Annotated in this window: 15 protein-coding genes; 12 read left to right on the forward strand and 3 right to left on the reverse strand. The window is 57.8% G+C overall.

Going from position 1 to position 20,096, the window contains the following annotated elements:
- Positions 1-2: 2 nt before the first annotated feature.
- Positions 3-2,537: an ABC transporter permease gene (locus A6F49_RS00485; protein ID WP_052500006.1), complete on the forward strand. Its 2,535-nt coding sequence runs from the start codon at positions 3-5 to the stop codon at positions 2,535-2,537.
- 85 nt (positions 2,538-2,622) lie between these two features.
- On the opposite strand, the gene A6F49_RS00490 is transcribed toward A6F49_RS00485, so the two are convergent.
- Positions 2,623-3,042 carry an acyl-CoA thioesterase gene (locus tag A6F49_RS00490; protein ID WP_043055917.1) on the reverse strand — a complete coding sequence of 140 codons (420 nt, stop codon included), beginning with the start codon at positions 3,040-3,042 and terminating at the stop codon, positions 2,623-2,625.
- A gap of 440 nt (positions 3,043-3,482) precedes the next feature.
- On the opposite strand from A6F49_RS00490, the gene A6F49_RS18670 reads away from it, so the two are divergent.
- From A6F49_RS18670 to A6F49_RS00540, 10 genes are all read left to right on the forward strand, one after another.
- Positions 3,483-6,299: a helix-turn-helix transcriptional regulator gene (locus A6F49_RS18670; protein WP_052500005.1), complete on the forward strand. Its 2,817-nt coding sequence runs from the start codon at positions 3,483-3,485 to the stop codon at positions 6,297-6,299.
- 288 nt (positions 6,300-6,587) lie between these two features.
- Complete coding sequence (locus A6F49_RS00500) at positions 6,588-8,456, forward strand: DUF7507 domain-containing protein (protein ID WP_161485742.1); 1,869 nt, start codon at positions 6,588-6,590, stop codon at positions 8,454-8,456.
- A gap of 126 nt (positions 8,457-8,582) precedes the next feature.
- The gene (locus tag A6F49_RS00505) at positions 8,583-9,242 is read left to right on the forward strand and encodes an alternate-type signal peptide domain-containing protein (RefSeq protein ID WP_043055915.1); all 660 of its coding nucleotides are present in this window, start codon (positions 8,583-8,585) and stop codon (positions 9,240-9,242) included.
- A gap of 61 nt (positions 9,243-9,303) precedes the next feature.
- Positions 9,304-9,903, forward strand: a complete 600-nt coding sequence (locus A6F49_RS00510) for a signal peptidase I (protein WP_052500004.1) — start codon at positions 9,304-9,306, stop codon at positions 9,901-9,903.
- Positions 9,887-10,492 (forward strand): alternate-type signal peptide domain-containing protein, encoded by a 606-nt coding sequence (locus A6F49_RS00515; protein ID WP_052500003.1) that lies wholly within the window; start codon positions 9,887-9,889, stop codon positions 10,490-10,492. The genes A6F49_RS00510 and A6F49_RS00515 overlap by 17 nt, the downstream gene beginning before the upstream one ends.
- Complete coding sequence (locus tag A6F49_RS00520; protein WP_043055914.1) at positions 10,489-11,181, forward strand: hypothetical protein; 693 nt, start codon at positions 10,489-10,491, stop codon at positions 11,179-11,181. The genes A6F49_RS00515 and A6F49_RS00520 overlap by 4 nt, the downstream gene beginning before the upstream one ends.
- Before the next feature lie 11 nt (positions 11,182-11,192).
- Positions 11,193-11,738 carry a hypothetical protein gene (locus A6F49_RS00525; protein WP_043055913.1) on the forward strand — a complete coding sequence of 182 codons (546 nt, stop codon included), beginning with the start codon at positions 11,193-11,195 and terminating at the stop codon, positions 11,736-11,738.
- Between the two features lie 235 nt (positions 11,739-11,973).
- Positions 11,974-14,007 (forward strand): TPM domain-containing protein, encoded by a 2,034-nt coding sequence (locus A6F49_RS18255; RefSeq protein WP_052504649.1) that lies wholly within the window; start codon positions 11,974-11,976, stop codon positions 14,005-14,007.
- Between the two features lie 80 nt (positions 14,008-14,087).
- Positions 14,088-14,822 (forward strand): PspA/IM30 family protein, encoded by a 735-nt coding sequence (locus A6F49_RS00535; RefSeq protein ID WP_043055911.1) that lies wholly within the window; start codon positions 14,088-14,090, stop codon positions 14,820-14,822.
- 89 nt (positions 14,823-14,911) lie between these two features.
- Positions 14,912-15,802, forward strand: coding sequence for a LysR family transcriptional regulator (locus A6F49_RS00540; protein WP_043055910.1), 891 nt, complete (start codon positions 14,912-14,914; stop codon positions 15,800-15,802).
- A 53-nt stretch (positions 15,803-15,855) separates the two neighbouring features.
- On the opposite strand, the gene A6F49_RS00545 is transcribed toward A6F49_RS00540, so the two are convergent.
- Positions 15,856-17,805: an FAD-dependent monooxygenase gene (locus tag A6F49_RS00545; RefSeq protein WP_043055909.1), complete on the reverse strand. Its 1,950-nt coding sequence runs from the start codon at positions 17,803-17,805 to the stop codon at positions 15,856-15,858.
- Between the two features lie 103 nt (positions 17,806-17,908).
- Here A6F49_RS00545 and A6F49_RS00550 point away from each other — a divergent pair, with 103 nt between their 5' ends.
- Complete coding sequence (locus A6F49_RS00550; RefSeq protein WP_150119315.1) at positions 17,909-18,694, forward strand: IclR family transcriptional regulator; 786 nt, start codon at positions 17,909-17,911, stop codon at positions 18,692-18,694.
- A gap of 17 nt (positions 18,695-18,711) precedes the next feature.
- Here the strand turns inward: A6F49_RS00550 and A6F49_RS00555 are convergent, their stop codons facing one another.
- Positions 18,712-19,911 carry a PucR family transcriptional regulator gene (locus A6F49_RS00555; protein ID WP_043055908.1) on the reverse strand — a complete coding sequence of 400 codons (1,200 nt, stop codon included), beginning with the start codon at positions 19,909-19,911 and terminating at the stop codon, positions 18,712-18,714.
- Between the last annotated feature and the right edge of the window lie 185 nt (positions 19,912-20,096).

Consider the following 20,096-nt stretch of genomic DNA (forward strand, 5'->3'; position numbering starts at 1 on the left):
GCATGTGGAAACTTGGCCTCAGCCAACTCAAAACCCACCCGCGCCGCTACGTTGCCGTGTTATTGGCCATCACGCTGGGCACCATGTTCCTGGCCAGCGCGCTACTGGTCACGTCCTCGGCCAAAGAAACAACCAAGCAGATGCTCGGCGCCACCTATGCCAATGCCGATCTGCTCATCAACGCAACACAGGACGCCTATACCGACCCGGAATCCGCGTTCTATGATCACCTCGGCGGCCTGGAGCAACCCGGGAATTTGGAAGCGATCCCTGGGGTTGCAGAAGTGTATCCGCTGATTCAGGTGGCCACCGGTTTGGTCTTACCCGAAGGGTCCGCACAGCGCGGCACATTTGACGCCGACGCCGACTTCCTGTTGGCAACCAATACCCCGGCCGACACGTCACTGATGGCCACCCCTGTTACCGACGGCTCATTGCCAAAAGCACACTCCGAAATCGCCATCGACACCACGGCCGCAGACCGTCACGACCTGGCCGTTGGCGATACGGTCACCCTGCGAGGCATGGCTGACGACGGCGAAAAGGATTTCACCGTCTCGGGCATGATCGACACCTCGGGCGATCCAACCGCGATCGGTGCGATGACCGCCTATCTGACCCCGGAGGCACTGATCGCATTTGCCGGGGAACATCCCATGTACTCGATGGGTCTGGTGCGTGTCGACGGCGATGTGGACGCCGTGTTAGAGCAACTCACCAATGCGCTGTCCGGGGTGGCCACGGTCAATACCCCCGACGTCGAAATTTCCGAATCCTTAGTCGATACGTTCGGCTTCGATGCCATCACGGTTGTCCTGGGTGGTTTTGCGGCCATCGCCTTGTTGGTCATGATGCTGGTTATCAACAACACGTTTTCAGTGCTGGTTGCCCAACGCACCAAAGAATACGCGCTGCAACGCGTTCTCGGCGCAACCCGCGGCCAAATTCGTAAATCCGTGCTCGCCGAAACTCTGATGATCGGTCTGATCGGCTCCCTACTAGGCATTGCCGCCGCCATGGGACTGATCTTCGGGCTCATCCTGCTAGCCCAGAACTGGGTGGACCGAGCAACGTTTGCTATCGATGCGAACCTGGTGTGGGTTGGTGTCGTCGGCGTGGTCATCACCGTGATTGCCGGGTGGCTCCCAGCCGCCCGAGCCATGCGGGTCTCCCCGTTAGAGGCAATGCGCCCCGTGGCAGCCATTACGGTCGAATCCAAAGCGGGCATCGTCCGGGTATTCTTCGGCGCCCTATTATTCGTCGGTGGCGCTACGGTCATGGTGGTCTTCGCCAGACACGGCGACATTGCACTGGCCATTGTGGCCGGAGCCGTCTCCTTTATCGGGGTGCTGCTGCTCAGTATCCTGTTCGTGCCTGCCGCAGCCTACGGGCTGGGTTGGATCACCCGTGCCACCGGGGTCCCCGGCAAAATGGCACAGCTGAACTCCACCCGGAATCGTTCACGCACCGCAGCCACTGCCGCAGCACTGATCATCGGCACCACGCTGGTTGCGATGATCCTCACCGGCGGCCGAACCTTCCAGCACAATAGTGATCAACTTTTAGCCACCAATTACCCGGTCGACGTCTATGCTGACCTGACCAACATCGATGCCAACGATTCGCAACGCCTTGAGGAAATTGTCACCGCGATGCGCAACATCACCGGGGTCGAAAATGCGGCACCATTGCAACCGGTCGGCACCGTGCAGGATGACAACGAGGCCGTGTTGGCGGGCGACCCAGCCCAACTGGCCCAGATATCTGCCGGCCTGACCGATGCAGACGTCGCGGCCCTGCAAGAACCAGGCACCGTGTTGGTATCAAGTGGCTATCAGTCGGATACGCTCACGGTCGATACGACTGACGGACCCGTTGAGCTCAATGCTGTGCAGTCAGATCTGCCCTCCGTGACAGCACTGGTTTCAGATGTCACGGCCCAAGAGTTGGCGGCCGAGCCAGCCGGGACGGCAACCGTGTGGATCAAGGTCGACCAAGAGGAGATGCATGCCTCCGAGATACAAGATTTGCTTGCCGCACTAGCCGCTAACACCGGGGTGTCGGCAACCGATTTTGAATCCCCACTCATGATGCGCGGCGTCTATCAACAGGCCATTAATACGGTCATGTTGACCGTCGTCGGACTCTTGGCAATCTCGGTGCTGATCGCTTTCGTTGGGGTGGGCAATACCCAGGCGCTGTCAGCCTTGGAACGCACCCGCGAAAACGCCCTGATGCGAGCACTGGGCCTGACCAAGCGCGGTCTGCGGGCCATGTTGAGTTGGGAAGCCGCCATCATTTGCGCCGTTGGTGCACTGCTGGGATGTGGCCTGGGCATGTTTTATGGTTGGGCTGGCTCGGTCGCGATCTTCTCCACGGCCTTTGAATACCAGCCCGGCAGCCTCGAAATGGCCTGGCCCTGGGCAGCCATCGGCGGTATCGCCATCACTGCGGTATTGGCAGGGCTCATCGCCTCGGTCATTCCGGCGCACCGGGCAGCAAAACTCTCCCCCGTTGAGGGTCTCGCCACAACCTAATAACCGCGATTCCCAGGGCTTCTATCCAAGATCTCACCGGCGTCACGAACCATCATTCGGACGCCGGTGAGATCGTTTCTTTTGATTAGGAGGACGCCAAAACGGTTTCCAAAACGGCCCGTAACGGGTCTGGAATGGGCTTCGAGACCTGTTTTTCGACATCAAATAGGACGACGACGGCCTCGACGGTGACACAAATTTCGCCGTATTGCATCAGCTCATGCTGGAGCACATACGAGGTATTTCCGATGCGTGATACCCACACATTGACGGTCACACTGTCCTCATACATGACCGGACGCAAGAACTCTGTCGTCGCCGTTCGCAGCACCATATCCAAGGGGCCATTCAGCTCCCCGCGCTGTTGCAGATCAGTGATCGCTCGAATACGGGCCTCTTCAACCAAGGTCATAATCGTGGCGTTATTGACATGCGCCAATAAATCTTGATCTGACCAGCGAAGTTGGATTTCGATGGGCAGCGCATTCTTCGGTGCATTCGACACAGAGACTCCTGAAATTTGGCAAGAAAATTTTGGGACTGACACTACCCTAGTCCGCTCGGGCAGGCCCTCTGACCCGTGGAATGAGAGAGCGACAAAATGTCTAGACAAAATACGAAAGTTACTCAAAAGTAACCCATTATATTGACCCCTTGAAACACCGCCAAAACCCGTGCGCTTGAATCTTCAACTTCCGCATGTTCATGGCTTAGTTGAATCTTTTATCGTTAAAAAATCGCCCTGAACCATTCCCCTTATTAACAGATTGCCACTAGTCTTGACATACAACGCAGAGAGTTCTCGCAACATGCGATAGAACGGCCCGCCAGCCGGGCGATGAAGTTCTACACATCAGGCTGCACTGGGGCCTGAAACCGCAGTACGATCCGCGTTGACTAAAAACACTCTTCACCGAAACTTGCACCTGAGGAAGGGGAAGAACATTGTCCGGAAACCCCATCACTTTTCGACGTCAAACGGCCTCGGATGTGCTCGACAATGTTTTCTCGCAGGGTGGCGGTACCGTCTTGGTAGATGGTCTGGCCGGAATGGGCAAAACCTATTTCTTGCGCGAACTCGCCCAACAAGCTAGACAGCGCGAACTCTGGCCGGTAACGTTCCTTGCCGCCGACCGGATCGAACGCGGTGAACCCTACAGCTTCATCGAGCGCTTCTTGGCCGCTGGTTTCGCTCCCGATTGGGATTTTGAAACCGAAAGTAAGAAACAACCGCTCTCGGTGGCTCGCGCGTGTGTTCGCCATTTGCTCAGCGACGCGACCGGACCAGGACAGGGGCACATCATTCTCATTGATGACGCCCACTGGATCGACGACGATTCCACTCGCGTACTGCGCCACCTCATTCCACGGGTGAACCGTCGCAATATAGTCTTTGTCTGCAGTGCCCGCACACCCCACGAACCCTCCTCGATCGGCCAGTTTTTAGCCCAGGCGGCAGCCGCCAATCCGCAAGACCAGCACATCGACATTGGACCGCTGCAGGAAGCCGAGATTCGGGCGCTGGCCATGGACCGTTTCGGCATGACGATCTCGCGCCAGAACGCCGCCGAACTGCAGCGCGCCACCGGTGGTTCTTTTATTGGCGTGGACAGCATCTTCAGCCAGGTCACGCCCGAAGAGGTCAAACAGCTCCACCGCACCTGGAAATTTCCGATACGCGACATCGAAGTCCAAAATCCCCTCCTGGGCTCCTTCTATGAGTTGGATACGCAGGCTCAAACCGTAGCGCAAATCGTGTGCCTGGCTCAGCATGAATTACCGCGCGAAATGCTACTGGCCGCGCTGGAACAGCTGGGGCTGCCCAATAAGATTCACGATGCGATTCAGGCCGGGGTGATTCGAGAATCCGGATTTGGCAAATCCATTGTGCCCAAACACGAGCTCATCGCCTCCGCGGTACGCAGCGTGGTGGAACCACCATTTCGGCGCAAAGTCCACCGAGTCTTATCCGACCTCACGGATGGGTATCGATCAGTGTGGCACATGTTTATGGGGGCCGAGTCCTGGAATGACACCCTCGAAGCCCGGGTGGAAGAATACGTCACCGAGGCCACCGAACTAAGCCAGTTCGACCACGCCACCGAGATTCTGCGCATGGGACTGGACCTCGCGGAGGATTCCAACGTTCGTCAGCGGTTGATCACTGATCTGGTATTGATCAGTATCCGAGCCAAATCGGGTTACCGGTGTTTAGATCTGCTGCCCGAAATCGAGTCCTTTCCACCTGGCATGCTGCGTGAGTTCTTGGCGTTGATGCTGCGGGTCTACATCGTGGATGACCCTTATCCCGAAGACCGAGCTCGAGCGGTACTGGAGGCCACGAGTGAAACTCCGGATGAGACCGCACTGCAAGGGTACCTGCTCTTCACACTGATTATGATGATGATGCGCAGTCCAGAACGCCGCAGGGTGCTGGATACGATTCCGGTGGCGAAAGACTTCATCGCCAAGGGACCGCAGAGTCCCGAGGAACTGCTGGATCGTCGGTATGTCTGGATGGTGGCTCCCCAAGATTTCATCCTGCATTTAGACTGCATGGAATTAGTCCAGTGGAATCTTGATGGCCGTCAGCAAGACATTCGCATGGCGCTGCCGGAACTCATGCGCCGGGTAGCCACCCTGCCGCCCAACGGCACCAAGATTGATTGTTTGACCACGCTGTCGGGTCTGGCTATGGCCATTGGCCAGACGGTTCGAGCCCACGATATGGCCAGCCAAGCCATTGATCTGTTGGATCGCGGCGCCTTAGAGTCTTGGTCCAATGCGACCCCGCGCATCATTCAGGCCCACTGCTTCCTCCTATTCGGCAAATACCACGAGGCCATCGAAGCGCTGGATCATTTCGACGAAATCAGCCACGATTCGCTGGATCTGGAGGCCCGATTGACCGGTGCAGCACTGCGTGCCAAGGTCCTATCTATTACCCAGCAGTCAGATCCGCAAGCCTATATTAGCCAAGCCGAGCGCCTGTGGGATTTCGATTGGGAACACTACGGCCGGGACCTGGCAGCCATGGCGCAATTGGAGCACGCTCGGGCCGTGGGCGATGATCAGGCCATTTTGGAGATCACCGCGCGCCCCGAGGTGCTCAATATTGCCACGACGCTGCGCGGTTTTTTGACCTACCGGGTGCATGCACTGATTGACTCCGGTGAGCTCGATGCCGCCGAAGACCTCATCGAGGAGCTAGCACGACGTCGTGGCACCACCTGGTTTGAGCACTGGGGCAGCCTGGACTGGCTCAAAGCTCGCCTGGCCCAGGCGCACGGCCGACTTGATGCAGCCCAGCAACATTACAAAGCTGCCCTCAAGCAGAAAACGTATCCGCTGGCATGGGCTCTGACCAACCGTGATTACGGCGTCTTCTTATTGGAACAGCACGATTTTGAAAAGGCCGACACCATCCTGCGCCAAGCGGTGACGACGTTGGAAGACATTGACGCGACCGCCTATCTGGCCTCTGCGCGCAAGCAATTGGACGCCGCTATCGAACAGAATCGTCAGTCGCGCAATGACGTCTTGACGAGCATGACCCAACGCGAGCGCGAAGTCGCCGCCTTATTGGCGGACGGCCACTCCAACCGGTCAATTGCAGAACGTTTAGTGGTCTCGCAATCCACCGCGCGCTTTCACGTGTCGAATATCTTGCGGAAACTGCAATTGAGCTCGCGGGCGGAGGTCGCAATGCTGTTTCATGAGTCGTTGCGAGCCCGTGCCACCGAAGAATCTGCCACCGACTAACACCCCGTGTTCAGCCTGACCCACCAATGGTGGGTCAGGTTTTTTGTGTTTAACACCCCCGCACGCTGTCCTCACGCTTTCCCGCGGCAAACCTAGTACCCGTTCCCACGGCTCGTGCATGAGAACCAACATCGGACTGGTCATAGAGCTAGTGTTCTGTCCGCTTGCGGCTCATAGTCTGTGAATCATCTGGGATTTCAGTCGATATTCACTTATCGCTCAATGTGCACCGACTGCGGATCCTCAGGGCTCATCATCATGCATGTCCGATTGGAGAGGTGGCACCGCGTGCGACTACCTGAGAGGGACACTGGGGTGTGCAACAACCGGAAACCCATCCGGAAATCAGTTGCCACCCTGTTCAGTGCAGCCCTGGTGATCGCCGGTCTGACAGGTGGTACGGTCCTTGCTTCCGCAGCGGAATCTGAGTCGGTGACAATCCAAGAGACGCCCCGGCAGACTTCCACGGTTCCGGCAACACCAAGCAGTGATGATGACGCCGACGACGCACCAGCCGAGGCCACCAAACCTGCGCCGCCACAACAACCGCGGCAGGAGTCGACCACCAAATCCCCGAGCACCAAGAAGAAGTCTGAGAAGAGCTCTTCCCCATCGGCTACGACCCAAGAGTCTGAAACTGCCGAGGAAGAAGACGACACCGAGGTTGAACCGGAAGAAACTGAAGCCACCATCACGGTGCACGTCGGGGGCAATCAGTCCGGGCTGGCCGGGGCCTCGCTGCGGTTATATACCGGTGGTGAATCCGGTCCGTCGTCGGCCGTGTCGGGCGCCTGGGCACAGTGTACGTCCAATGGTTCCGGCACGTGTTCCTTTACTATCCCCGATACGCACCCGGCCACGGATGATTATGAGCAAGGGGAGAACTACGATCAGCGCTTCTGGGTCGTACAAGAATCGGCGCCCTCTGGTTGGTACGCCAACGCAACGGTGGGCTTGAGCTCCGAGACCCCGTACCGGTTCCGCACCGGCCCCGCCCTCCGCGCAGGTGCAAGCTACAGCTCCGGCAGTGACTTTATGCGCACCCAGGGTTCCTCGGGCACCTGGCAGAATTCTCGGGCCAATCCGTCGGCGTCGCTGAACTGCCGACCCGGGGCCGATATTGCCTTGGTGTTAGACCGGTCCGGTGCGGCGGGCAACTTCACCGCCGCAGCCGAAGCCATGAAGCGACGCCTGGCGGGTACCAACTCGACGGTCACCGTACTGGACGGTGACCTGGGACAGACAGCACAGGGATCCTATGATCTGGCCATTGTGGTGGGAGCCGGTGCCAAGGCCAGCAGCTTTGCCGACGTTGAACAAACTATTCGTTCGGCCAATGCGGTCAAAGCCCAGGGCACCCGCATCTTAGCGGTCCGCATGGGATCAAGCAGTACGGCGAACCTACGGGCAATCGCCGGATCGCAGACCTCCAGCTCTGTGTCCTATACCGGTGCAGATGTGCACACGATCGGCCTGGGTCGACTCCCCATGCTGTTGGACTCGGTTGCCGACCAGCTGGCCTGTGAAACTACCGTGCAAGTCACCCAAAAACTCAGCGCCTATGGCCAGCACGCTGCAACCGCCGGTTCCGGTTGGACTTTTAGCCTCGAGGCCACACATGCTGCGGTCGCACCCGAGGCCACCCAGCAGACCGGCGAGCAAGGCACCGTGTCGTACACACTCGATCTGGACTCGGCGAAAGCCACCGGGCTGACGCTCAACTCGATGCTCACCGACCAGCAGCAAGCCGACGGTTGGGTGGCCAAGGACAGCACTTGTGAAGTCAACGGCACCAAGGCGGCCAGTGGCAAGGCCACAGCCGAGTTGAAGATTGCACGCGGTGATCGCGTGGAGTGCACCTTCCACGCCGTCCAAACCCTGGATCCTGCGCTGAAGATCTCCAAGCAGGCCTGGGGTACAGAAAATATTGGCGGATTGGCTGATGCACCCGAGATTCCTCGCGGCAGTTCGATATCCGCCGGCACGACTGTCACCTGGACCTACCTGGTGACAAATACGGGGGAAACTCCGCTGGACGACGTGGTCGTCACAGATAGCCAGTTGCCCGATGACGCCATTACCTGCCCCAGAAACACCTTGGCTGTGGGCGAGTCGATGACGTGCACTGCCTCAGGGGCGGTGACGGCCGATCACTAAGCGCTGCAGCAGGGCTCTTATGTGTCGTGCACACGGGCGACAAAACGTATCCGTAGCACTTTCTCATCAAACACCCAATCACTATACCCCGGCCCAAAACACCGGGTCACACTACAAGGAGAGATCATGAAGAAGACAACCAAAGGCTTCCTGGCCGGCGCAGCCGGACTGGGCTTGCTCCTGGGTGGGTCAACGTTTGCTCTGTGGAGCGACAGTGCCGACCTAGATGATCAACGGATCAGGTCCGGGAATCTCGAGGTCAAAGTCAATGAGGTCAACTGGCGGGATATTTCGCCTGACCGCACTGATAAAGGCCGCAATGGTCACGAGATTAACCTGGAACGCTTCCGCATCATTCCAGGAGATAAGATCCAGGCTCGCTACCCGATCAAGGTCGCCCTTGAAGGTGAAAACATGGTCGCGCAGCTGAAACTGGCCGAAGCAGGCAAGAAACACGCTTCGGACGATTTGGCCAAAGGTCTGGACATCGAATACGAAGTCCAAGACCGCTGGGGTAGGACCGTAGACACCAGTGGCAAAGACGGTTCGAAGATCTTCCTGGCGTCCAAGGACAACGGCAACGCAGGCAACCTGCCACGCGTTGACGCAGACGGCGACGGCCGTGCTGAATTCACTGTGACTGTCACCGTGACCTTCAAGGAAGGCACCTCTGACCGTGATCTCACTCGGGCACAAGCTCGTTTGAAAGACTCGGAACTCGAACTGCAACAGGTTCGCGCGGGTGCTTACGGTTATAAAGGCAGCGGACACGGTGGCCCTCGCTAACCCATAACCCACTACTCATCCATAACTTGCAGGACCCACCAGCGCAGTAAAGGAACGCACCATGGAAACCAGGTCAGACACTCGTCGCTCACACAGGGAAGCTGACCGCGCAGCTCGGGCCAAAGACCCGGGTGTGCTGCATGGCGTGATCTCTGGTATCACTACCACTGCGCTGGTGGGTTTACTGCTCCTTGTCGCAGCCGTCGTCGTCGTTCCAAAACTTATGGGCGGCGCGGGGCTGACCGTGTTATCCGGGTCAATGGAACCCACCTATTCACCCGGCGATATGGTCGTGTCCATTCCCCAAGACTCCTATGCCATTGGCGACGTCGTCACATTCCAACCCGTCTCCGGTGATCCCACCCTGGTAACCCACCGGGTTGTCGCCCACCGCACCGGTGAGGACGGCGTCAGCTATGTGACCCGCGGCGATGCCAACGGCCAGGACGATAACCCCATCATTGAAGAACAAGTCATGGGCAAAGTGATCTATCACGTGCCCTATATCGGTCACGTTTCGAATCTCTTTGGCCAGTACCGGACCACCATCGTAGTGCTTGTCGCAATCGGGCTGTTTGGCTATGCCGTGTACGCGATTTCCTCCGGAGTGAGGTCTTCACGGCGCCAGAAACGAACGGAGGACCATGACCTCATCGCCTAATGACGACGGCGCCGCACAGCACAACTGGTTGCTGCCGATTGGTGTGGCAGTGCTTGCCGGAATCGGCGCAGCCGGTGGCACGTTTGCGCTGTGGAGCGACCACGACACCGCCCAAGCCCAGTTCGTGTCCTCCGGTGACCTCAAAATCTCGAGCCTGTCAGCCCCCACTTGGCATGAGACCTCCCCGGATGTGACGGCTACTCCTCGCGTAATTGACCCGGCAACGTTCTTGCTTCGTCCCGGAGATTCAATTACGGTGGCCATCCCGTTTGAAACCACCCTGCGCGGGGATAATTTGAATACTGAGCTCAGCGTGGATTGGTCCGCTGAGTCGGGCCTGCCGCACGGCGTGACCGGCACCTACACGCTGGTCGACAGCCGCGGGAACCCGCTGCATAAGACACCGGTTGAACTTGGTGAGGCCATGGAATTTGCCGCCCACGACGGCGGGCACTACGCGGTAGAAGTCGAGCTGGACTTGACCGAGGTAGACACGCGTTTTGGTGCCGAGTCTCCAGACCCGCTGAGCGAATTGGGCAATTTTGATGTTGCCGTACATCAGGTCCGGTCGACAGGTGGCGCATCATGAAACACCGCAAAGCGCCACCACCTTGGCAGCGCACGCTGAAACTGGCCGCCGTGGCGAGCGCTGCAGGTGTGCTCATCGGTTCAGGTGGCACCACCCTGGCGCTGTGGAATACCGGCATCGATTTTTCTGCCCAATCCCACAGCGGTTACGAATACTTTGCCGCAGGAACTCCCGGAGCCACCAAGACTGCGGTGGATGGACAGGTCACCGTGCCCATCGGTACTGACACGGCTGCCACCCTGAAAGAACAGCGCGCTGTGGCCATCGCATTTGAGACCCAGTCGGTGAGCCAGGGTAATACGGGGCTGCGCTATCAGATTGCCGAACCCGACTGGGGCGACAATATTTTTGGTGCCGCGTCCACCACACTGTTCCGGGTCTCCTCCGCAGCAGCATGTACGGTTGATGCCGCCCCGAGTGCAGATGCCCAACCGGTCTCCACGCCGGTGGGTGCCACATACTCGGCTTCTGCTGAGCCAGTGGTTGAGCACTGGTGCCTGGTCGCCGTCGTCGATGAATTCTCCGATGAAGGGGCCTTTGACAACTCGGTCCAGGCCACCGCCAAGGACCCTGCGGATGTGACAGTTGACGCCACCGATGAGTGGCACGCGGAAGTCACCACCGTTTTAGACCCGGCCAAAGAGCCAGCCCACCAGCTGACCGTTAGCTATGAAACCTTCCGACCGTGAGTAGATGATTTGTGAAACGACAATTGCGTCCCGTGCTTGGGAAAATCGCCGCTGCTGCGGGTAGCGGGCTGGTGATTTTTGCCCTTGGAATGTCGGCGGCTGCCCTCAGTCAGGGGAGCAATAACGCCATGCAATTATCGTGGGACGGCGTGCATTACAGTTCATCGACGTCCGAAGCGTTTTTCGGCACCCCGGTTATTGTGCCGGGTGATTCGGCGCGGCGGACGCTGTTGGTGCGCAATGATGGTCCCTCAGATGCGATACTGCGCGCCAGAATTACCGACGTGGATCTCACCCACGATCGATCCGATGGCTTTTACGACAAGCTGCTGATCGATTGGAGCACCGGGCAGACCACCATGCGCCAGCTGGCCGCCAACGGTGAAACGACCATCGTTGACGTGCAACTGGCACAAGGCGCCGAATTCGAAATTACCATTGGGTATCACCTCCCAGAAGACACGGTTGAGGGGAATCGTCGAGGTGGGCCTGCGCGACTTGCCGGTTTTGATGTGGAACTGGATCTTGCCGGGATGTCCACCCCGGGAAGCGACTAACCCTGCCGCAGGGGTCTAGCGCGAGAGTCGAGAAGTTGTCTTGTGCATTCGCAGTTTGACGTGCCGGGATGCCGCTGACAGCACAACCGCGACAGGGTAGGGCCGGTGGGAGAAAAATTGTGACCAAAACACCTCAGCCAGTGGGCCCAGGCGCGCATTGAGGGCATGAAACCGGTAAACTCCAAGAAGGCACAAGACATAGCCTCTTCACCCGGTCCACGATATAGGTGGGTTCATGACCTTCAGAAAATTTGGGATGGCACTGGTAACGGCGTCCCTGTTCATTTTCGGTTTCCTGTCGCCAGCTCAAGCTGCTGACCCGGTGACCATTCCGCCCGGAACGTTTGTCGTGGACGAATCCGATGTGCTGTCCGATAGCGAAGAGAACGAACTCGAAGACCAAGTGCGCCAGTTGCAGTCCGAACACGGTGCCACCTTATTCATTATTTATGTTCCAACCTTCGAAAACCCCGCAGAACCTGAAGACTGGGTCCAAGAAGTCGCCGAACAAAAGCAGCTGGGTTCCAACGACAACATTTTGGCGATTGCCACCCAGGATCGGCTCTATAATTTCGTGGCCCATTCCTCGGGCCCGTTTCGGCAGTATCAGTCCGATATTGACCGCCAATACATTCTGCCGGCACTGTCGGACAGCGATTGGTTTGGTGCCGGGGAAGGTGCCATTGAGGGCTTAACCGCTGCAGCCAGCGGTGATGTGGGTTCCGGCGGCGCGCAAAACAACGCATCTGGTGGCGGGAGCTGGTTCTGGTGGCTGCTACTACCTATTGGTATTTTCGTGGCGTTTCTGATCTGGCGTTCGTCGTCCAAGAACAAGGATCGTCAGCAGCGGGGCGGGCCGGCGCCTTCTGGTCCCTCCGATCCCAGGGATACGATCCCGGTTAACGAATTGCGCACCCAGGCCGGTTCGGCGTTGATCCAAGCCGATGACGCCATCAAGATTGCAGAACAAGAGATCGGGTTCGCTCAGGCTTCCTATGGGGATGCCTCAGTCGAGGTCTTCCAGAAGGATTTGCAGGCGGCCAAAGACCACATGCAACAGTCTTTCCAGCTGCAACATCAGCTCGATGACCACATCCCTGATACTGAAGCAGACCAGCGAGCTTGGTTGAAAGAGATTCTGGACCGTTCGGCACAGGTCATGTCGTCGCTGCAGGCCCATGAGGAAGATTTCGCCACGCTGCGCGATCTGGAAAAGAATGCGCCCGAAGCCTTGGAGCGCGTGACATCGGTTTTCGCTCCGCTGCCTGCACAGATTCAGACCGCTTCGGCCACGATCGAGGGCTTGTCAGCAAGCTATGACGGCCCAGCGTTTGAAGAAGGTGTGGAGAACTTAGACCAAGCCAAGCGACTGTTGGCCTTTGGGCAGGAAAAAATCGCGTCCGCCCAGAACGCTCTACAACAAGCTGATCGGTCCCAGGCTGCTTGGAATATCCACGAAGCCGAAAACACGACTCAAGAGCTCCAAGAACTCTTCGCTTCAATCCAGCAGCTGCCCTCGCAGTTGGATAAAGCCCAGCGTCAATTGAGCGTCGAACTTGCACAAGCCCAGTCCTTATTGGGTGAGGCCAAAGAGTTTGCTGCCAAGCACCGAACAGATTCGGCACTGCCGCGCAGTATCGCCGCCCTTGAGCAGGCCGTGGATCGTATCGCAGCCCAGAGCCCTAGTCGACGTCCGGTCAAGGACCTTGAAACACTCGATGAAACGCTGGATCCGCTGGCAGAACAGCTGCAGCCGCTGCGCGATCGACAACAGCAGGTCGACGCCGCACGACGAGATTTTGACCCCCTGATGGCCAGAGCAAAAACAACCATTGATGCCGCGGATGATTATATTCGCCGTCGTCGCGGTGCCGTGCGGCATGATGCCCGAACCAAACTGTCGGCTGCCCAAACACATTTTAATACCGCGCTAAGCATACAAAAGACTGACCCTGTCCAAGCCGTTGCAGAAGCACAGCAAGCAGCACAGCTCGGGCGGCTGGCACAACAACTGGCCGAACAGAACTATCACGATTTTGATGACTATCACCGCGGTGGCGGCAACCGAGGTGGCTCGAATATGGGTGCCATGCTCGGCGGAATCCTGCTGGGCCATATCCTTGGCGGTGGCGGAGGCGGCTCCTCCTGGGGCAGCGGCGGTGGTTTCAGTGGTGGCTCATCCGGCGGTGGCGGAGGGTTCTTCGGCGGATCCGGAGGAGGCTTTGGCGGTGGCGGAGGCTTTGGTGGTGGAAGCGGCGGAAGTTTCTAATTGTTCATAAACATCCCATAACGTAGCAACAACCCAAGACGAACCGGCGGCGAGCCGGAACCATACGAAAGGTACCGAATATGGAGAAACAATCCATCCTGGGGCGCATCACACAAATGGCCAAAGCCAACATTCACGCGATGTTGGACTCGGCCGAGGATCCTCAGAAAATGCTCGACCAGCTCATTCGCGATTACACATCTAACATTGCTGACGCTGAGTCTGCCATCGCACAAACCATTGGCAACCTGCGTCTGGCCGAAGATGACTACCGCGAAGACCTCGAAGAGTCCAGAACCTGGGGCAATAAGGCCCTGGCGGCTTCGAATAAGGCAGAAGAACTACGCGCCAGCGGTGACGCCGCCGGTGCCGAAAAATTCGATAAGCTCGCCCGTGTCGCCATTGAACGCCAGATGGATGCCGAGTCCTCAGCCAAGACCGCCCAACCGGCCATTACTTCCCAGAATGAAGTCGTTGACAAGCTAAAACAGGGCCTTGAGACGATGAAGCAAAAGCGCCAGGAACTGGTCAGCCGCCGCGACCAATTGGTGGCCCGTTCCAAGGCTGTGCAGGCCCAGGCTCAGGTTCAAGACGCCGTGAAGTCCATCAACATCTTGGATCCAAATTCTGAGATCTCACGGTTTGAAGAAAAGATTCGTCGCGAAGAAGCGCGCGTCCGCGGTCAGGAAGAACTGGCCGCTTCCACCCTGGATGCCCAGTTTGAAGAGCTGGAAGATCTCGGCCAACAAACCGAAATTGAGGCACGTCTGGCAGCCCTGAAAGCCGGACAACAACCAAAACAGCTCGATAGCTAACGCACAGCAGCTGTAGGAGTCTGGCCGTCAATTCCCATCACGGGTTTTGGCGGCCAGCACGTTAAGTCGGACGGTCGTTGAGGAGAGTTATGGAAGTTTCGGAAGCTCACGCATTTTTGGTGCTCGCTGAAGAACTCCATTTCGGGCGTGCTGCCGAGCGCTTACAGATGGGCCAGCCTCCCCTGTCGCGGCTCATTCAACGGCTCGAACGCTCCCTGGAAGCCCAATTGTTCAAGCGCACTTCCCGCCAGGTCGAACTCACGGTTGCCGGCAAGACACTGATCGAGCCGGCCCGTGATCTGGTGGCAGCGTCGCAACGCGCGGTTGAAGCCGTGAAATCGACAATGACGGGCCAGATTGGCACCGTCTCCCTGGGCTTTGCCGGTGCCTCATCCAATGCCGAAGTCGCAGCCCTGGCCCGCGAATTAGCCATCCAAGCACCGCGGTTACGATTCGAAGTCCAGTCATCCCAGTTTGCTGATGACTCGTTGAAAAAAGTCCTCGATCAGTCGTTGGATTTCGCCATTGGGCTCTGGGAGTTCTTGCCCTCCGAATTGGATGCCCTGCACCTTGGCCACGACGAGGCACTCGTTGCACTGCCAAAAAACCATCCGCTAGCCAAACACGACAGCATCCAAATGGCCAAACTGGCCCACGATCCGTGGATTAATCTGCCCGGCGGCTATAACTCCGCCCTGCAGAATCGATTCCGCCAGCTCACACTCAATGCCGGCTTTGTGCCACGACGTCAACAAACCGTACCCGATTCCTGGACCGTAATGTTACTCGTAGGCCTGGGTATGGGAGCATCGCTGACGCTGGCATCGGTCGCGTCGGCAGTACCGGCCGATGACGTGAAATTCTTGACGGTCGAGGACCCTTCAAATAAGCCCATGCCGCTGCGGTTAGTGTGGCGACGCGATGCGCTGAATCCAGTCCTGCAAACCGTCATTGACACCGCTACCGATCTCTTTGGATAGCCTTCAGCCCGGGCCACGCGTGTGGTCCCGGGCTGAAGATGAGGTTCGCGGGGTTAGGCGCTGACTTTGGTGTCGAGCAGGTAGGTTGCGAAGTATTTATCGAAGGTATCGAATTCGTTCAATGGCAGCACCTGCGCGATGTACTGGTCAGGTCGGACGACGACGACTGCACCCTTGGCACGGTCCACGCCGCGCAAATCGTACAGGTCCTGGGTGGCTTCCAGTCCTGGGATGTTGCCCAGCAAACGACCGTTGGTTTTTTCTGCCGAGAAGACCTTTTCGAGGTCCTGCAATCCGAATTTACCCTTGGCCGGTTGCAGTAGTTCGTGAATATCGGTGATATCGACGTCCAAGTGGTCATCCTGGCTGATGCCATAGACATCAAAGGTCGAGTCGCGGGCCGCGCCCGGATCAGTGAACCGGTTGATTGCACTGTTGGCGTCAGCGTGCATGCGTTCACACCAGTTAGCAACGGTTGAGCCGGCACCAACACCGGTTTGATCGGCAAATAAGTAGACCCGCCAGCGGCCATCTGCTCGGTGCACGTGGCCCAGTTGGACAGGTTTGGCATCTGCGACACGAATGACCGGAGCCGAATGGAAACGGGTGCCAATTTCGTATCCGGTTGCCAGGTCCTGGTGGTCATCAGTGCCGGTCAGCGGTGAGAATTCCGGTTGGTAGTGGGTGGCAAACCCGGCTGTGAATTTCCCGCCGCGCACGAACTGATCTTGAACGTCCTGCGGCGTCACCGGGTTACCCGAGTCGCGGGAGCCGACCATGCGCGACCAGTGGGTGTCGTAGTCGATGAGTTGTTGCGCGGTGACGCGACGTTCTTCGGCGTAGGTGTGCAGCAGCCTTGGGTGTGCTTGGCCGCGCAGCACGGCGCCGAGCTTCCAACCGAGGTTGAAGGTGTCCTGCATGGAAACGTTCATGCCCTGACCTGCCTTGGCCGAGTGGGTGTGGCAAGCGTCTCCGGCGATGAAAATGCGTGGCTGGTTGGCGGCGCGCTCGTCGTCATTGAGATTATCAAAACCATCGGCAATGCGCTGCCCGACTTCGTAAACCGACCACCAGGCGACGTCTTTGACGTCCACGGTATAAGGCGACAGGATCGCATTGGCTTGGTCGATGACTTGCTCGACGGTGATGCGATTGCGGAATTCTGAGTCGTCTTCCGGGACGGCACCCATATCCGCGTACATGCGCACCAGGTAGCCGCCTTCGCGCGGGATGAGGATCATCGAGCCGGCTTCGGAGCTGATGACGGCCTTTTTGCGGATGTCTGGGAAATCGGTGTGGACCAGAATATCCAGCACGCCCCAGGCGTGGTTTTGGACGTCACCGTGCAGGTGGCGGCCGATGGACTTGCGCACGGCGGAGCGGGCGCCGTCGCACCCGACCACGTATTTGGCACGGATAGTGCGAGTGTCACCGGCGGTGGCCTCGCGGGTTGACTCCAGTGTCACTTCAACCGGATAGTCGTGAGTTTCGTCAATGAGCTGGGAAACATACTGCCAGCCATAATCCACTTCGTGGCGGGACGGCGATTTCTTGGCGTTATCAAAGAGCAGTTCCTGCATGCGTGCTTGGTTAACGATCACGTGCGGGAATTCAGACAGGCCATCGGCCACGTCTTGGACCAGGCCGGTGCGGGTGATGCCGTTTCCGGATTCTTCCACCGACCAGAAGGCCGTTTCGTTGACCCACAGCGCTTCGCGCACCAGGGTGTCGGCCAGACCAAAGGCCTCAAACATTTCTACGGTCCGGCAAGCAACACCATCGGCGTGGCCGCGAGCTAAAGGTTCGGTGCGACGATCGACGGTCACCACCGAGACTTCCGGAAACTCTGCCAGCTGCGCGGTCAGCACGGCACCGGCGGGGCCGGTGCCGACGACCAGCACATCGACTTCGGCTGGCATCTGTTCACCCGGGTGACGATGATTTGGGCCGGCAGGCGCGATGCTTGGATCGCCGTAGGTATAGCCGTTGAGGTGGTATTGCATGAGGGTCTATCCGTCCTTTACAAAAAGTGCTGTACAACACGTCCTGAGGTGACCCTACCCAGATTTATGCGACATAAGCAAAGAAACCTGTTAGATTTGCGGTGTGAGCAAATCTATACCGCGTATTGAGGCAATTCACCGGGCACTCCAGGTCCTAAAGCTCATGGCGTCCCAAGGTTCAGTGAACGTCACGGAGGTCGCCGAGCATCTCGAAGTGAACCCCTCGACGGCGTCGCGCATTTTGACGACGATCGAAGCCGACGGATTTGCCGTGCGCGGGGCGAAACGTCGCTACTTCCCAGGCACCAACGCACTGCATTTTGGGCGGGCACCAGAGGTCCCGGCACTTCATGATCGGTTGCGCCCGCACCTGGAACGACTATCTTCTCTGGTGCATGAAACCGTGCACGTTGCCAAACTGGTTGGCACTACGGTGCACCACAGTGATGCAATAGCGGCGACCGACCGAGCCCTGGTGTTGACCAGTCGCATCGGTAAGCGGCTGCCGGCGCATCTGGCGTCATCAGGTAAGGCAATGCTTGCGGATCTCGCCCCAGCGGTCGTTAATGCGCGCTACGCCCCGACCGCTCAGGGGGCCACCCCGCAGGCGGTAGCGTTCAATCTCGCCCAGTTACACCACGAGCTCGACGACATTCGTAGGCAAGGCTACGCGATCAATGTCGAAGCCACGGAAAAGGGACTCGTGGCGCTTGCGACCTCGTTGGGCCACATCGGCGGAGAACACGTCGCCTTCAGTGTCGCCCTGCCCCTAGCCAGGTATTCGACTGTGACACGCCAAGAAATCGCTGATGCACTGCTCACGGTCCAGCATGAAGTGCGAGAAGCTTTTTCCTGGGAAGATCAGCCGCCCCGGTCCGATATGCTCTAGATCCAACAGTCAGGCCTTCACTGGCTGCCCTCGCCCGCCCGATGTTCATGTGGATGATGCGCCCAGATCTCTGCTTCTAAAGCTAGCGTTAGATCTGTAATGACAAGTGGCGAAGAAAGCGAGCCCCCTAGCAAACTTTCGGCACGTCCTAGACGGTACCGCACTGTATTTGGATGCAGGAATAACTGTTGAGCAGTGTCATTCACGCTCAGATCATTAGCCAGGAATATGATGACGGTTTCCAAAATCTCGGCATGCTGATCAAAAGTGCCCAACAGATCTCGTTTCCGACTGCGAAATTGATCAATCGGGGAAATGACGGCGCTCCAAGTCCCTAAACGAAGTTCACGATAGTTTGCCACTTCAGCAATCAGTTCACTTCCCTCCCCTGTGTTCATTCGCGCTTTTGCTCGAGTGATGGCAACTCGTTGAGCATACTCAGCTTCACGCAGTCCAATCGGAACATCTGTGAGGGAATAATGTGACTCTGAAATACCCACAGCCCGACCAGAAAAGTCACGCCTCAACCAATCTTTCGCATCTGCTGTATCTGGGACGAGCATGTGTATGACGGAATCACTTGAAGCAATCGCGAGCCGAGCCGCAGCTAATAAGGGAACGCCTGAGGAATAGGCCCGTTCGTGAAGCGTCCACAGAAAATCACTCGAGGGCACTTCTCCCGTGACTGCCTCGTCTACGACGACCAGAAAGGACGTGTGCGCAATAAAGCCGAATTCTGTTAACCGAGGCCAAAACCGGTGTTCTCTGGCCTGCGGGACTCCCTTTTCAAGAGCCTCTAGTAGCTCGGAATTCTCTCGTACCCAGCGAGCATCGTCGCCCCGAAGAACCGCCAGAACTGCATTTATTGCTATTTCTGCAGCATCAATGAGCTCAGCAGAAGCTTCAACTTCTTCAGCAACCCGAGTCGCAAGCACCAAAGTGAAGCCCTGCCTGTTAGGACCTAAACGTCGAGTGAGCAGGACCCACTTCCCCACACGCGCTGTTGATTCGACCACATCTTCTTCCACTTTTTCCCAAATCAGTTCGGAAGGAGCACCACCAATCGACCCCACGAGTTCGCCTTCAATATCGAATACCAACACCGCTGCATAAATCTCGGCAGCAATGCTGGAGAGCACATAACCCAACTGGTCTTCATCAGGAAGGTTCCTCATGACCCGTTGGAGAAACTTCAAAGCACGTCCATCGACTGTCACTACTGGACTCCATTCACACAGAAAAATCGGCATCTTGAAGACGAGATTTTGACCAGACGCCACGATTTTTCGGAATTTGAGGTGGGCGTTGGCGCCACCCCACCCTACTGTCTTGGAATAATTACAATATCCGAATCTCGGTTTCTCGTTCTACCCAATGGCCAAACCTGCATGCGTCCACGAGA

The organism is Enteractinococcus helveticum (genome assembly GCF_001657475.1).
Lineage (GTDB): Bacteria > Actinomycetota > Actinomycetes > Actinomycetales > Micrococcaceae > Yaniella > Yaniella helvetica.

Coding starts and splice junctions, on each gene's coding strand:
- A6F49_RS00510 (WP_052500004.1), top strand. CDS start 9,304: ATGGAAACCAGGTCAGACACTCGTCGCTCACACAGGGAAGCTGACCGC.
- A6F49_RS00540 (WP_043055910.1), top strand. CDS start 14,912: ATGGAAGTTTCGGAAGCTCACGCATTTTTGGTGCTCGCTGAAGAACTC.
- A6F49_RS18255 (WP_052504649.1), top strand. CDS start 11,974: ATGACCTTCAGAAAATTTGGGATGGCACTGGTAACGGCGTCCCTGTTC.
- A6F49_RS00535 (WP_043055911.1), top strand. CDS start 14,088: ATGGAGAAACAATCCATCCTGGGGCGCATCACACAAATGGCCAAAGCC.
- A6F49_RS00520 (WP_043055914.1), top strand. CDS start 10,489: ATGAAACACCGCAAAGCGCCACCACCTTGGCAGCGCACGCTGAAACTG.
- A6F49_RS00545 (WP_043055909.1), bottom strand. CDS start 17,805: ATGCAATACCACCTCAACGGCTATACCTACGGCGATCCAAGCATCGCG.
- A6F49_RS00485 (WP_052500006.1), top strand. CDS start 3: ATGTGGAAACTTGGCCTCAGCCAACTCAAAACCCACCCGCGCCGCTAC.
- A6F49_RS00515 (WP_052500003.1), top strand. CDS start 9,887: ATGACCTCATCGCCTAATGACGACGGCGCCGCACAGCACAACTGGTTG.
- A6F49_RS00505 (WP_043055915.1), top strand. CDS start 8,583: ATGAAGAAGACAACCAAAGGCTTCCTGGCCGGCGCAGCCGGACTGGGC.